This is a genomic window from Streptomyces boncukensis, assembly GCF_011045075.1.
Classification (GTDB): domain Bacteria; phylum Actinomycetota; class Actinomycetes; order Streptomycetales; family Streptomycetaceae; genus Streptomyces; species Streptomyces boncukensis.
This window is the reverse complement of sequence record NZ_JAAKZZ010000035.1, coordinates 14,055-27,544: the sequence shown is the minus strand read 5'-3', so window position 1 is coordinate 27,544 and position 13,490 is coordinate 14,055. Positions and strand designations below refer to the sequence as shown.

15 protein-coding genes are annotated in these 13,490 nt (G+C 68.8%); 14 read left to right on the top strand and 1 reads right to left on the bottom strand.

Annotated features, from left to right (window positions below):
* The 14 genes from G5C65_RS05915 to G5C65_RS05850 form a co-directional block, all read left to right on the top strand.
* Positions 1 to 671, top strand: a 671-nt coding sequence (locus G5C65_RS05915) for a hypothetical protein (protein WP_206441274.1), incomplete at its 5' end; no start/stop codon positions are given.
* A 251-nt stretch (positions 672 to 922) separates the two neighbouring features.
* Positions 923 to 2,224: a phage major capsid protein gene (locus tag G5C65_RS05910; protein ID WP_165297555.1), complete on the top strand. Its 1,302-nt coding sequence runs from the start codon at positions 923 to 925 to the stop codon at positions 2,222 to 2,224.
* A gap of 196 nt (positions 2,225 to 2,420) precedes the next feature.
* On the top strand, positions 2,421 to 2,918 hold the full coding sequence (locus G5C65_RS05905; RefSeq protein ID WP_165297554.1) for an IPT/TIG domain-containing protein: 498 nt from the start codon (positions 2,421 to 2,423) through the stop codon (positions 2,916 to 2,918).
* A gap of 186 nt (positions 2,919 to 3,104) precedes the next feature.
* Complete coding sequence (locus G5C65_RS05900; protein ID WP_165297553.1) at positions 3,105 to 3,566, top strand: hypothetical protein; 462 nt, start codon at positions 3,105 to 3,107, stop codon at positions 3,564 to 3,566.
* A gap of 11 nt (positions 3,567 to 3,577) precedes the next feature.
* The gene (locus tag G5C65_RS05895; RefSeq protein WP_165297552.1) at positions 3,578 to 4,435 is read left to right on the top strand and encodes a hypothetical protein; all 858 of its coding nucleotides are present in this window, start codon (positions 3,578 to 3,580) and stop codon (positions 4,433 to 4,435) included.
* A 19-nt stretch (positions 4,436 to 4,454) separates the two neighbouring features.
* Positions 4,455 to 4,787 carry a hypothetical protein gene (locus G5C65_RS05890; RefSeq protein WP_165297551.1) on the top strand — a complete coding sequence of 111 codons (333 nt, stop codon included), beginning with the start codon at positions 4,455 to 4,457 and terminating at the stop codon, positions 4,785 to 4,787.
* Entirely contained in the window at positions 4,787 to 5,317 is a 531-nt protein-coding gene (locus G5C65_RS05885; RefSeq protein WP_165297550.1) for a structural protein, read from the top strand. Before G5C65_RS05890 ends, G5C65_RS05885 begins: the two co-directional genes overlap by 1 nt.
* Before the next feature lie 77 nt (positions 5,318 to 5,394).
* Positions 5,395 to 5,616: a hypothetical protein gene (locus G5C65_RS05880; RefSeq protein WP_165297549.1), complete on the top strand. Its 222-nt coding sequence runs from the start codon at positions 5,395 to 5,397 to the stop codon at positions 5,614 to 5,616.
* The gene (locus G5C65_RS05875; RefSeq protein WP_165297558.1) at positions 5,616 to 6,044 is read left to right on the top strand and encodes a hypothetical protein; all 429 of its coding nucleotides are present in this window, start codon (positions 5,616 to 5,618) and stop codon (positions 6,042 to 6,044) included. Before G5C65_RS05880 ends, G5C65_RS05875 begins: the two co-directional genes overlap by 1 nt.
* Positions 6,045 to 6,060: 16 nt before the next feature.
* On the top strand, positions 6,061 to 6,531 hold the full coding sequence (locus G5C65_RS05870; RefSeq protein WP_338146247.1) for an XF1762 family protein: 471 nt from the start codon (positions 6,061 to 6,063) through the stop codon (positions 6,529 to 6,531).
* A gap of 83 nt (positions 6,532 to 6,614) precedes the next feature.
* Complete coding sequence (locus G5C65_RS05865) at positions 6,615 to 7,226, top strand: phage tail tube protein (protein ID WP_165297548.1); 612 nt, start codon at positions 6,615 to 6,617, stop codon at positions 7,224 to 7,226.
* A gap of 95 nt (positions 7,227 to 7,321) precedes the next feature.
* A complete protein-coding gene (locus tag G5C65_RS05860; protein ID WP_165297547.1) occupies positions 7,322 to 7,843 on the top strand; it encodes a hypothetical protein in 522 nt (173 codons plus the stop codon).
* Between the two features lie 327 nt (positions 7,844 to 8,170).
* Positions 8,171 to 12,184, top strand: coding sequence for a WXG100 family type VII secretion target (locus G5C65_RS05855; protein WP_338146246.1), 4,014 nt, complete (start codon positions 8,171 to 8,173; stop codon positions 12,182 to 12,184).
* On the top strand, positions 12,171 to 13,109 hold the full coding sequence (locus G5C65_RS05850; protein WP_165297545.1) for a hypothetical protein: 939 nt from the start codon (positions 12,171 to 12,173) through the stop codon (positions 13,107 to 13,109). Before G5C65_RS05855 ends, G5C65_RS05850 begins: the two co-directional genes overlap by 14 nt.
* Positions 13,110 to 13,248: 139 nt before the next feature.
* Here G5C65_RS05850 and G5C65_RS05845 read toward each other — a convergent pair whose 3' ends face one another.
* Positions 13,249 to 13,464 carry a hypothetical protein gene (locus G5C65_RS05845; protein ID WP_165297544.1) on the bottom strand — a complete coding sequence of 72 codons (216 nt, stop codon included), beginning with the start codon at positions 13,462 to 13,464 and terminating at the stop codon, positions 13,249 to 13,251.
* Between the last annotated feature and the right edge of the window lie 26 nt (positions 13,465 to 13,490).

Below are 13,490 nucleotides of genomic sequence, written 5' to 3'. Positions count from 1 at the left end.
GAGCCCCCATGCCACCGATGCAGCCACTTCCCCCGTCCTACGAGCAGATCCGCGACCGCGTCGCCCAGGCCGTACGCCGCCTCCTCGCGACCGAAGACGGCACCTGGAGCTGCGTGGAGGCGACCTATCCGGACCGTGTCATCGTCTCCGTACACGAGGACGCCGCCGAGCCGACGACCTACGCCATCCCGTACGAGGCAACCGGCCCCGATGTCACCTTGGGCACGCTGCAGCCAGTGGAGCTGACCACGGTCGTCATCCCCGACCAGGGCCCGGCACGGGAAGCCACGGGAGCCGAAGCCGCCGAGAACCGTGTCGTACAGCCGACGATCCGCGCCCTAGCTGACGTCACAGCCCGTATCCAGGCAGCCGATGGGCCCGGTCAGCTCGCCCCCGTCCGAGCCACGGTCAGCGAACTCATGGACGCACTCTCCGCCAAGGGCCTCGACGTCACGCCCGGCGACGACGACTCTGAGCCCTCTCCCGCAGCACCAGTCATCAGCGGCATCGACCTGTGGGACGACGATCCCTACGACGAGGATCACGGCGACACCCACGACGTGCCCGCGCCCGACAGCGTTGGCACCCGGGACGACGAGCCGGAGAACACTGTGCGTCTCGGAGCCGACGAGGTGAAGGCCCAGCTCGCCGCATTTCAGTTTCAGCGTTGACCACGGCAGCGACTCAACCTCTGTGTCAAGGGCGGCCGATCCGTGCTTCTCGTCCGTCGCGTACTGGCCGTCCGCAGTCGGACAGCTAATCAAGCTCTACACGCTGCTGTTCTCCGAACCCGAAAGACAAGCAGCACGAGACGTTAACCACCCTCGGTCCCTCAAATACCCACGTTGTCGGGTTGTCCCGGTGCTGACCGGGCGAGCGACGCATGTCAACCGCACCCCAGCGCCAGGGAGAGCACGCCGCGATGGCTGAGAACAAGAGCCTGATCAAGAGCCTCAAGGAACAGCTCGCCGAGAAGTCCGCCGAAGCCGAGCGGATCAGCCAGACCTTCAAGGTCGAGGACAACGGCGGCTTCGTCGTCACCACCGAGCAGGCCGACTCCTTCAGGAAGGTCTCTGCCGAGGCGATGGAACTCAAGCAGCTCATCGCCGACGCCGAGGGCATGACCGAGGTCAAGCAGTACCTCGACGCCCCCGACACTCCCCCCGTCGCGGGCATGCACTACGGGCAGTCGCCGCAGTCCGACATGGAGGGCAAGAGCCTCGGCGACCTGTTCGTCGACTCCGACGCCTACCGGCATGCGGCCGAGGCCGGATTCCGTGACCGGCCGTACGTGCGCGCCGAGATGGAAGGCAAGTCGATCTTCTCGCTCTCGGCCGGCAGCGTGACCCACCAGACCCTCGGCTCGGCCCAGAACCTCGGCATCGCCGAGCGGGCCTACCGCAAGTTCCACATCCGCGACCTGTTCCCGAAGTCGTCGACGAAGCAGTCCGTCCTGTACGGCGCCCGCGAGACCGGCTGGACCAACAACGCCAAGCAGGTCAAGGAGCGCTACGCGAAGGACGGCACGAGCCCTCCGACAGGTGCGGACACCGACGTCTGGGGTCGCGCGCCGCGCTCCAAGCTGTCCTTGGTCCCGGTCATGTACCCGGTCAGCGAGATCGCCCACCTCCTCGACGCGCACAAGAACATCCTCTCGGACGAGCCGCGCCTGAAGACCTTCATCAACACGAGGATGATCGAGGGCGTGAAGTACCAGGAGGACTGGGACCTCCTGCACTCCGTAGGCGACGGCCAGTCGCTGACCGGCATCTTCAACACTCCCGGCGTCCAGCAGTACACCGGCCTCGGGGCCGATCAGTACAGCGTCCAGATCCGCCGCGCGATCACCAAGTCCCTGCTCGCCGAATACGACCCGACGGGCATCGTCCTGTCGCCGACGATGTGGGAGCACGTCGAAGTCGAGGAGGACAAGAACGGCGCCTTCCGCGTCGCCCTGCAGATTGCCGTCGGCGCGGAGAAGAAGGTCTGGCGGCTGAACGTCGTCGAGACCACGGCGATGGCCGACGGCAACTTCCTCATCGGCGCGTTCGGCCTCGGCGCTCAACTGCACGACAGGGAGAACGTCAGCGTCACCGTCAGCTCGGAAAACGCGGACAACTTCGAGAAGGGCCTGATCACCTTCCGTGCCGACGAAAGGGTCGCCCTGGAGGTTCCGCGCCCCGAGTCCTTCGTGATCGGCACCTGGACCGAACCGACCGACTGACCTGTGCCCCAGGTGAGGCGTGAGAGGGGAGCCGACATCGCCAGGCTCTCCTCCCGCCGCGGCAGGACGGCAAATCACGTGCAAGATCATTAGTGGCCGTTCTGCAAGCGCCCCGACCTCGCCTGCTCGCCCAGACCGATCCAAACACACCACGACCCCCACCCTTCCCGGTCCAGCGCAACAAGGACGGAACCCCATGGGCCTTTACCGGCAGGACGGCACGCGCATCGCCAAAGACGCGTTCCCCGCGACGACGCTCGACGACCCGCCGGTGCGAGTCACCGACGACGTATACGTCTCCGAACCGTACGGCCGCGGTGACGGGCGACCGGAAGGGTCGAAACGATCCCTGCTCTACCCGGTCGGCGCCATCGTCGCCCGCTCCGTCATCGACGGGCACTTCACCATGCCCGCTCTCACGAGCATCAGCCCGGATCACGGGCCGGAGAGCGGTGGGACCACGGTGACCATCACTGGCGAGCACCTGGACGGCGTTTCCGCCGTCACCTTTGGCGGCGTGGCCGGGGACGGCCTGAGTATCACGTCGGCCGACGAGCTGACCGTCACGACACCGCCCGGCGAACCTGGGGCTGTAACGGTCAAGATCGCCGACGACGGCGGGACAGCATCCAAAGCCAACGGGTTCACCTACGACCCGGCCCCGGAGCTGCCGGAGCCCTCGGCCGACGACTGACCGCACCCATGCATGACAGGGACCGCGCATGGACTCAGGGCTTCCAGCGGAGTGGGACAGCACCCTTCGCCCTGCCCCAGCCACTCGACGCGACATGGAGCTCATCGCCCTGCTGCGGGCGAGACACAAGCAGGGTCCCTGTGCAGGATTCACGCGATCGGATCGACACCCGCTGAGGAGCCCCGGATGGCCACCACCCGCGCCCGCAAGACCTCGACCGGAAAGGCCGCGCCGGAAGACGCCCCCACCGAGGCGACCGCCCCGACCGGTACCGACACGACGCCGACGCCCGATGCGGCGCCGCTGGAGCCGCCCCACATCGAAGCAGCGCCAGAGTCCCCCGAGCCCAGTCCGTACGCAACGTCCACCGAGGTCATCCCGGACAACGATCACCTGGCCGATGTCATCCTCGACGACGCCACCGGCCTCCCCCCAGCAGACCCGGAGGCGGTGTTCGCGCAGCTCACCCCGTTCGGATCCAGCCTCACGTGCACCGTGCGCCTGGTGGAGCGGACCTTTCTCGGCCCGCACCGCAACCCCGTCACCCGGCTCCTGCAGCCCCAAGGCGCCGTCGTGTCCGAGCAGATCGCCGCCCGGATCCGCGAACGCCTCGTCGCACAGGCCACGCGCAGCACAAGCGAGCAGTGAGGGAGGACCGGGTGTCGGTCTACGATCACAAACCTCTGTGGGCCGGAGCGCAGTACGACCCGGCCCCGGCCGGTGGCGCTGTGAGCCACCTCGACCTGTACGCCACGCCCGAGCGGGACGAGCCCGCAGCCGGGTCCGCCGGTCCTGCCGTGCGCCTGCGGGCCGGGGTGTACCGCTTCACACTGCCGATCTTGCCGCCGGGCCGCTACTGGGGCTCGGTCACCTTCACGCCCAGCCACGGCGCCGACCCTGTTACCGATGCCTCCGTGCGGCTGGACCTCCCGCTCGGCCAGGGCCTCGTCGGCTCGCCCGAAGCTGTCGCCGACGCGCTCGGTGTGGCCCTGCCCCTCACCGCTGCGCAACGCGGCCGGTACGAGCAGACGCTCCGGGATGCACAGGCCGATGTCGTGGCCTACCTCAACCGGCCGCTGGTGCCACGCGCGGTGACGCTGCGGGCCGTCTCCCCGTCCGGGATCGGGGACCCCGAAGACCCCTGCTCCTGGCCCGTCGATCTCAGTGACGACTTCGTGGAGGTCACTGCGTGGCGGCAGAACCCGGACGGCACCTACGACGTGGATCTCCTGGTCGGCCTCGACGGCGCCCGGGAGGAGAAGGTTGTCCGCTACGTCGTCGCGCACGCGGCCGAGTCCATCCGGCAACGCCCGGATCAGGACGGCGGCCGTCGTGTTTCCTCTGTCTCCGCGGAAGGCCAGTCCATCTCATACGAGAGCGCACCGAGCACCGGGCAGGCCGGCGCACTGCCGACACTCGCCTCGCTCAACGGCCTGCGCCGTCTGGCGTTGCAACGGGTCGGCGGGCCGCCTCGCGCTCCGTGGCCGTATTCCTCCAGCCGCTCCCGCTGGCGCTGACGAGGGAAGGAGCACGCTGGTGGCCGTCGTCCTGCCGAACCGGCACCTGACGCTGTACGTACTCGATCACCCGTGGGAGCGGGACGCCAACGGCGTGCCAGTCCCACCGCACCCGAGTCAGCGGCCCGAGTCACGCGGCACGTGGCCGGGAGCAGCGCTGGAACAGCCCGATGACACCTGGTCGCTGCGACTGGCCCCGCAGGCGTGGCCAGTCGAGCCAGGCGACACGATCAGCGACGAGACCGGCACCTCGTGGACCGTCACCACCGCGCGCAACCACCAAGTGCCCGACTGCCCGACTGTCGACTACGTGCAGGTCATCGCCACCCGGAATCCCCCAGAGGTGCCCTGATGGCGAAGTTCACCCCGACCCCCGGCCTGGAGGCGATGGTCGTCCGGATGGTCGCACCGCATATCCAGCGCGTCGCCCGCCAGGTCGAGGTCGAGGCCAAGCGGCTCGCGCCCCCGACGAAGCGGTGGGTAACGGTGGCCGACGACAAGGTCCGCCCCACACACATCAGCGCCCAGGGGCAGACCGTGCCGGACAACCTGCGGTTCACGGTCAGCTCGATGGACTGGGATCGCCATCACCGCGGCGTCGGCCCGAGCACCTACATGCTCCAACCGCGCGACGAGTCGTCCCGCGCGGTCGCGAACCTGAAGAACTGCCGGTGCACGACGATGGTCGACCCGCAGGGCATCGCCAGGAACATCACCACAGGCCAGCCAATCGTCACGGGCAAGAAGGTCACTGTGACCGTCACCGCCCGCGGGCCGATGGTCGTCGAAGCCGAGGTGGGCACCGTCTATCCCGGCGGTCTGGTAGCCGACGGGACACACTTCATGGCCAAGGCCGCCGCGATCGTGGCCGCTCGCCGCTGACACGCGCCAGCGGCATGGCTACAGGTCTCCCGATCAGCGTGCGACGCAAACGGCACGGGTCGCACACAGTGCGCTCCATGACCACGAAGAACACCAGCGCCGGGGCTGAACCGCAGCGCACAGCCGGGTCCAAGGCAGCCCGCGTCGCACCCGCCAACCCCCACGGACGTGTGGAAAGCATCGTCCTGTCCCACCACCTCAATATCGAGGGCACCGACCACCCGCCGGGGTCGAAGATCTGGGTGTCCGCCGACTACGCCCGTCGCCTGCGCCGACAGGGCTATATCGCCCGCACGTGATGGCCGCCGTGTACGAGTTGGCGGACGCCGATCCGGTCTCGGCAGTGCTCACGTGGCTCCACGAACACCCGAAGGTCACCGAAGCCCTGGAGGGCCCGGGGCGCGTGTCCGGGATCGCCGAGGCGCCGTGGCCGCACCTACGCGTCACCCACGGCGCTGGTGGTGATCTCCGCGACCTCACCTGGGCCACCAGTCCCGAGGTCACGCTGGAGGCATACGGCGATCCCGGCGGCTGGCCGGGGCAGGCTGAGCTGCGGCGATTGATCCTTGTCTGCGCCACGGCCGCGACGGAGATGCCCGCCACCCCGCACATCCCCGGCCGGCCCGTGATCAGCGGAATCCGACCCTCCGGAACTCTGATGTGGTCTCCGCTCGTCGACGGGCAGCCGCGCTGGCTCCTCGGCCTGCTGGTCACCCTGCACCCGTAGGTGAAGAGGCCAACCGGTGGAAGACCCCGACGAAGAGATCCGACTGCACCTCGTGCCCGTGCGGCAGAGAGACGCCAACGCGTTCGTAGCCGAGTGGCACCGACACCACAAGCCGCCACCCGGCGCAGTCTTCACAGTCGGCGCTGCCGACCAGTATGGGCTGCTCCGAGCCGTCGCGATCGTGGGGCGTCCTGTCGCACGGTACCTGGACAACGGGCACACGTTGGAGGCCACCCGTACGGCGACGGACGGCGTCCGGAACGCCAACAGCATGCTGTACGGCGCGGCGTGGCGTGCGGCTCAGGCGCTGGGCTACGCCCGCTTGATCACGTACACGCAGGAAGGCGAGAGCGGCGCGAGCCTGCGTGGTGCCGGGTGGCGGGTCGTCGCGCAGCGCCCGCCGCGCGGTGGCTGGCACTGCGCGAGCCGTCCTCGTACACCGCGGGGAACGGAGCACATCGCGCGGACCCTGTGGGAAGCGCCGTAGCACTCGGCCAGCGCGCGACGTTAACCATTCGCTCTCCCCAAGGTTCCGGGGCACGATCACCAGCCCCCAGGGAGAAGCCCGCCATGGCAGGCGAGACCGCCAACAACAACGAGATCGTCATCCCCTCGCTCACCCGCGTGTGGCTGGCGCCGGTCGCCACGACCGCACCGACCGACGCCACCGTGGCAATGCCGGACGGCTGGCGCTCGGTGGGTCTCACCACCGAGGACTCATTGAAGTTCAACAACGAGCCGAACTTCGAGCAGGTCCGCAGCGCCCAGTCCAGCTACCCGACCCGCACCTTCCAGACCCAGGACGCCTCAACGATCGAGGTCGACCTGCAGCAGTGGTCGGGGCCCAACTTCCAGGCCGTGTACGGCGGCGGCCAGATCAGCGAGATCACCGCTCAGGACTCCAGGAAGCACTACCGGTTCACGCCGCCCCGCATCGGTGGCCGCACTGAGATCGCCGCGTGCATCGAGGTGATCGACGGCGGCAAGCACTACCGCTACATGCTCCCGCGCACAATGCAGATGGAGGGCGTCAACACCGAACTCGCCAAAACCAAGGAGTCCGTGCTGCCCCTGCGTCTGGCCGTACAGGGCGGAGACGACACCGACGCCTGGTACGTGATCACCGATGATCCCGCGTTCGCCCCGGCCATCCCGCCCGTCGAGCCTCCCACCGAGGACTGATCCGCGCAGCAGCGCGCGACGCAAGCCCCGCGTGGCTGCCACCGTCCCGCGCTGCCACACCCGAACTCAGCCGGATCCACGAGAGGCCAGCCATCATGTCCTTCGTCATCGACCTCGACGCCGCCGAACGCCGGGAAGTCCAGTACCCCAACGGCATCCCCATCAAGTTCCGCGACGAGCAGTTCGTCTACCCCGCGGAACTGCCCGCCAGGGCCCTGGATCCGCTGCTCTCCGATGAACTGGACCTCGTCGGGCTGCTTGGCGACGTCATCGAGGCCAGCGAGAACCCGACGGCCGCGACCGTCATCGACTTCCTCTTCAAGCGCCCCCAGCTCCCGCGCCGGTTCGTCGAGGCGATCTACGAGGTCCACCGCACCCTACTCGGGAAGGAGGAGTACGAGCGGTTCGAGAGCCTGGGCCCCTCCCTCCCCGCGTATGTCCGGCTCACCACCGGCCTGATCAAGGTCTACGGCGTGGACCTGGGAAAGCTCTTCGGACCGGGCGCCTCCTCCGAGAACGATGGGGAGATGTCGAGTCCGACCTCAGCCGATTCCACCACGGACTCGACGCCCGAGGGATCTGGCGCGAGCCAGGACAGCCCGGATTCCTCGGACTGAGGCGTCTGACCGTCCTGATCGATGGGCTCCCAGAGGAATCCCGCGTCAAGTCCGCCCACATTGACGGGTGGACCACGCACACGGAACTCCTGGCCCTGCTGGTCGAAGAGGTCAGCATCCTGGCCGCCGACCGGCGCCGTGACGAGCCGACGACCGTCCCCCGTCCGTACGACCCCGCCGCTTCCGCCGCAGCACAGCGGCCCGGTGCACAGCCCCGGCAGTCGACTGCTGCCTCGCAGATGAGCGGGCACCGACAGATGCTCGCGGCTGCGATGCAGAGAGGAATGGTCCACCGTGGCTGAGGGCCTGCAAGCCGGGCGCCTGGAGGTGCCGGTCACCTCCGACCTCGCCGGGTTCGCCCAAGAGCTGCGGACGAAGGTCGAGGCAGCGGCCGAGGGTCTGGCCGTCAAGGTGAAGGTCAAGGTCGACGCCAAGGGCCTGCGCAAGAAGCTCAAGACGGCCGTCAAGGAAGCCTCCAAGGGCGTCCACGCCAAGATCAAGGTCAAGGTCGACGACCACCGGCTCCGTACGGAGCTGGACGCCATCGCGCGACGGGTATCAGGTGCCGACGTACGGTTGCCCGTTCGTCCCGACGGGGACTCGGACGGTCACGGCCGTGGCGGCGGGCTGCTGTCCCGCCTGCGTGGACTGATCGGCGGTGCTCAGGAAGAAGCCGACCGCACACCGGTCACCGTCCCGGTGCGGATGCGGAGGCCCCGCCGCCGCGGGATGCTGCGGATGCTCGGCATCGGTTCCCTGCTGGCCGTTGCCCAGCCCGCCGTAGCCGCGCTCACCCAATACGGCGCGGCACTGACCGCGCTGGTGTCGGCAGCCGCGCCCGCAGTCGGCGTGCTGGGTGCGCTGCCGGGTCTGATCACCGCTGCCGGTGCTGCGGCCATCGGCACGAGAGTCGCCTTCGGCGGCTTCGGCGAGGCTCTGAAGCAGACCTTCAAGGCCCAGCAGCAGGCCGCCTCGGGTGCGAAACAGACCAAAGCCCAGCAGCAGGCTCTCGCCGAGTCTCTTGACGGGCTGTCGGCATCGGCCCGCAAGACCATTACCCACATCTCGGGGCTGAGAGGCGCATGGAGCAAGATGCGCCAGTCCGTGCAAGAGCGCTTCTTCTCCAAGATCGAGAAGGAGATCAAGCCGCTCTCGTCCGCGACGCTGCCGCTGCTGCGGGACTCCCTCGGCGACGCTGCTGGTGAAATGGGGTCGCTGGCCAAGCGCGGCGCGCAGTTCATGCAGACCGGTGTCTTCCGCCGGGACTTCAGGAAGATCGCGGCCACCAATAGCACCGCCATCGGGCACATGACCGATGGGCTCGCGAACCTGGGGCACGCGAGTCTCGACTTCCTGGTGGGCTCCGGCCCCTTCGTCGAGAGGGTCAGCCAAGGGGTTGAGCGTTTCACCCGGTGGGCGCGGGCCTCGGCCAAGGCCGGGCGGGAGACCGGCTCACTCGCCCGGTTTCTTGATAAGGCTGGGGACAAGGCGGCCCAGTTGGGCCGGACGACGCTCCAGGCAGGCAAGGGCATCACAGGCGTCGGCCGGGCCGCGGAGGAGACCGGCAACGCCTTGCTGGATGGCCTTGAGGGCACCATGATCCGGTTCAACCGGTGGGCGAACTCGGCCAAGGGTCAGCTGTCGATGAAACGGCTCTTCAGCGACGCTGCCCCGACCTTCCACGAGCTGAACCGGCTCGTTGGGGACTTCTTCCGCGGGCTAGGCCGTGCCGCCAGGGACAGCGGCGTCACGAACTTGATCCGCCAGATCCGCACCCAGCTGATGCCCGCGCTCGGCACCTTCTTCAACAGCATCGGCCACTCCATAGGGCCCTCCCTGGTCAGCCTCGTCTCCAACCTGGCCACCGCGATCGGGAACCTGTCGGCCGCGGGCAGCGGCCTCGGTGTCCTCCTGGTCGCCTTCAACGGGCTGCTGCACACCTTCAACAGCCTGATGAGCGTGATCCCCGGCGCAAACACCGCGCTGGCTGCATTCCTCGGCACCATGCTCGCCTTGAAGATCGTCACCGGGGTCGCTGGGATGCTCCGCAACCTGGGCGCCCAGGCCCGCACTGCGGGCGCGTCCATCACGCGTCTCGGCTCGACGATGCGTGGCACGCTCGGCCCCGGCGTGGTGGGACCGCAGATCAGCATGTGGCAACGGATGGGGGCCGCGTACCGCAGCTCCGCCCAGGAAGGTGGACGCCTCACTGGGACCCTGCGCGGAGTCGGGGCAGCAAGCCGTGTCGTCTCCAGGACAGCGGGCGGAATGGTGTCGGCTCTCGGCGGGCCTCTCGGCCTCGCGATCACCGGGGTCACGATCGGCCTCGGACTCCTCGCCTCCAAGCAGGAGGCAGCCGCCCGTGCGGCTCAGGCCCATGAGGAGCGCATCGACCAGCTCTCCCAGGCCCTCATCGAGTCCAACGGCGAGATCGACGCGAACGTACGCGCCCAAGCCGCGCAGCTCCTGCAGGACACCAAGGTCGCCGACGGCAAGGGCAAGCTCGTCGACCGGATGCGGGAGGCCGGGGTATCACTCGGCGAGCTGACCGACGCCTACCTGGAACAGGACGGATCCCTCGGGAAACTCCAGAAGCGGCTGGAGGCCACCGCGAAGGCGAACATGGAGTGGATCACCACTGGCCAGGGCGCGGTGCAGGCATACAACAAGCAAGGGCTGAAGGCCGCGCGGGCAGCCGACGCCCTCAAGAGCGTCCGAGGCGAGCTCGGGAAGGCCAAGCAGGGCTATAAGGACCTGGCCGGCGTCGGGGACCGGGGCACCGACGCGTTCACGCAGTTGCGCGCGGCCGTGGACGGCATGTCCCGCAGCACCGCATCAGCCGACGACAAGGTCAACAGCCTCAAGCGGGCCCTAGACGCGCTCAACGGCGGCAGCGAGTCCTTCCACGACGCGCAGACCCGCGTGAACGCCGCGATCCTCGCCGTCAACGACGCCATCGACCAGAACAAACACAAGCTGGACGACGCAGCGAAGAAGCTGATCCAGGCCGACGGGTCGATCAACACCGCCTCCCGCACCGGCCAGCAGTTCTCCGCCAACCTCAAGGAGCTGCGCGACAGCGCGGCGGCAGCCGCCGTTGCCGCCGTCGACATGGCAAAGGTAAACGGCCAGCCGCTCGCGGGCGCCCTGAAGAAGGGGCAGGCCGAGATGAACAAGGCCCGCTCCGCCGCGGTGCGCTACGGCATGGACCTCGGCCTGACGAAACAGCAAGCCGAGGGCTTGGCGGACAAGATGGGGCTGATGCCCGAGACCGTGACCATGCTGCTCAAGGCCAAGGGCATCACCAAGACCAACACCGAGCTTCTCGCCCTGTCCGGACGGCTGTTGTCCCTGCCGGACAAGAAGGAGCTGAAGATCGACGCGCCGACAGGCGACACCATCGCGGCGCTGCGCTCCCTCGGGTTCGAGGTGCACCGCATCCCGGGGACGAAGAAGGTCGCGATCAGCTCCCCGACCGGCGAGGCGCGCACGAACCTCAAGGCTCTCGTAACAGACCTCTCCCGGGTTCCGCGGGGCAAGAAGGTCACCGTGCGAGCGGTGATCTCCCGCGCAATCGCCGATCTGCAGGCGGTTAAACGCAAGGTAGCCTCAACCCACGGCAAGACCATCGTGATGCGCGCCCCCACCGCGGTAGCGCGTGCAGAGCTGGAACGCCTCGGCTTCAAGATCCGCAACACCAAGGGGAAGAACGTGCGGATCACCGTGCCCACCGGCTCCCAGCGTGCTGGCGTCGCGTCACTGCGCCAGGCGATCAACTCCTTGCGCAGCCGCACCATCACCGTGCGGACCAACTACGTCTACAGCGGCAAGACGAAGGCCGCGATGAAGAAGGGCACGTTCGCGCCGGGCGGCAGCTACTGGAACGCCGATGGCAACATATTCGCGGGCCGGGCACGCGCGTACGCGAACGGCGGCACTGAGCGGCATGTCGCCCAGATATCCCCACCGCACCCCACCTTCCGGCTGTGGGCCGAGCCGGAGACCGGCGGGGAGGCGTACATCCCCCTCGCCCGCGAGAAGCGCAGGCGCTCGGAAGCGATCCTGGCCCAGGTCGCCCGCATCTTCGGCGGGCAGGTCGTCTACTTCGCGCACGGTGCCGTCGCCCAGCAGGCATCCGCCGGGCCGATGCGGCTGCACCGCACCAGCACCCAGGCGAGCATCCCCCGCTCCCAGCGGACTCAGGCAGCGGCCCCGGCCCTGATCGGCGGAGACCTGAACCTGACGATGACCGCAGAGCGCACCACACCCGGCCAGGCCCTCGCCGACGCCATGTACGAGCTGCGGAAGATCCGTCGCGGGGGAGCGCATGCCACTGCGTGAGGGCCAGTGGAACCTCTCCTACGACGCCGACGGCATCCACCCCGGGGCCGACTTCACCTTCGGCACGCTCGCCGACGGCGCCTACCTGATCGAGCCGTACGAGATCGCCCGCGGCGACACGGAAGCCGGTGATGCCGCGATGCCCCGCGGCGACGGGATCCGGCTGGGCCAGGACTGGCGTGCCGCGTCCACCATCACCCTGGAGGTCGGCGTCGACGCCGTGGACGACGCCTCCACCGCGGCCGGTCGCCACAACGCCACCCTGGAACGGGTCTCCCACATGGCGCAGGCGTGGGATGCCGAGGCCGTACGCCGCCGCTGGGCCACCCCCGCCGTGCTGCGCACCGTCCAGGGAGGCCGGGCGCGCCGCTTCTACGGCCGCCCCCGCAAGTTCGACCCGGTGGCCAGCAAGCTGACCCGGCAGGGCTACACCCCAGTTCTGGCCACGTTTGTGTGCATCGACGGCGTGGCCTACGACGACACGGAGCAGACCCTGCGCGTGGACATAGCTCCACCACCGCATCAAGGGCTGGTCGGCCCGTTGACCACACCGCTGTCGATGACCGGGCCCGGCTCCTCCCTCATCGCCGGTGAGGCCGTCATCGGCGGCACCCGCCCCACCTGGCCCGTCATCACCATCTACGGGCCGGTGCGCAAGCCGGGGGTCCGCGTGGTGGACCGGTGGGAGGCACATCTCAACCTCACCCTCAAGGCAGGGGAGGCTGTCACCATCGACCCGCGGCCATGGGCTCGTACGGTGCTTCGCGATGGAGCCTCTGTCGCCGGACTGCTCTACCGCTCCTCGCCGCGCCTGGACGAGATGCGATTGCCGCCGGGCCGCCGTGATTGCGTGCTGACCGGCACCGATCCCACCAGCACCTCGTACATGACCATCGCGTGGCGCGACGCCTACGCATACCTGTGAGCTTGTGCTTTATTGGCTGAGCCGGTTGCGTTCGATGAGGCTCTCGGGGCGATTGACGGTTTTGCCCACGTCATAGCGGGTGGCGGGCCGCCGGTTCTTCGAGCCGAGGGACCTGCCGGGGTTCGAGGCCGGAGGGCACTCATCCGCGAGTCAGGCGCTCCTGCCGCCTGGAAAGCAGCCAGTTGGCCAAGGCGCTGACGCCGAGGGATGTGAGCAGGAAGGACGCGGCGGCTACCCCGAAGCGGGTGAAGCTGAGCCCGTGACCAGGCAGGACGATGGCAGCGAAGACCAGCAGACCGGCGAGCACTGGCCCGGCCACGCCCAGAACGAGCCGCCGGTTCACCTCATCCCTCATGTGCTGCCCCTTCTTCGTGGAGTGGA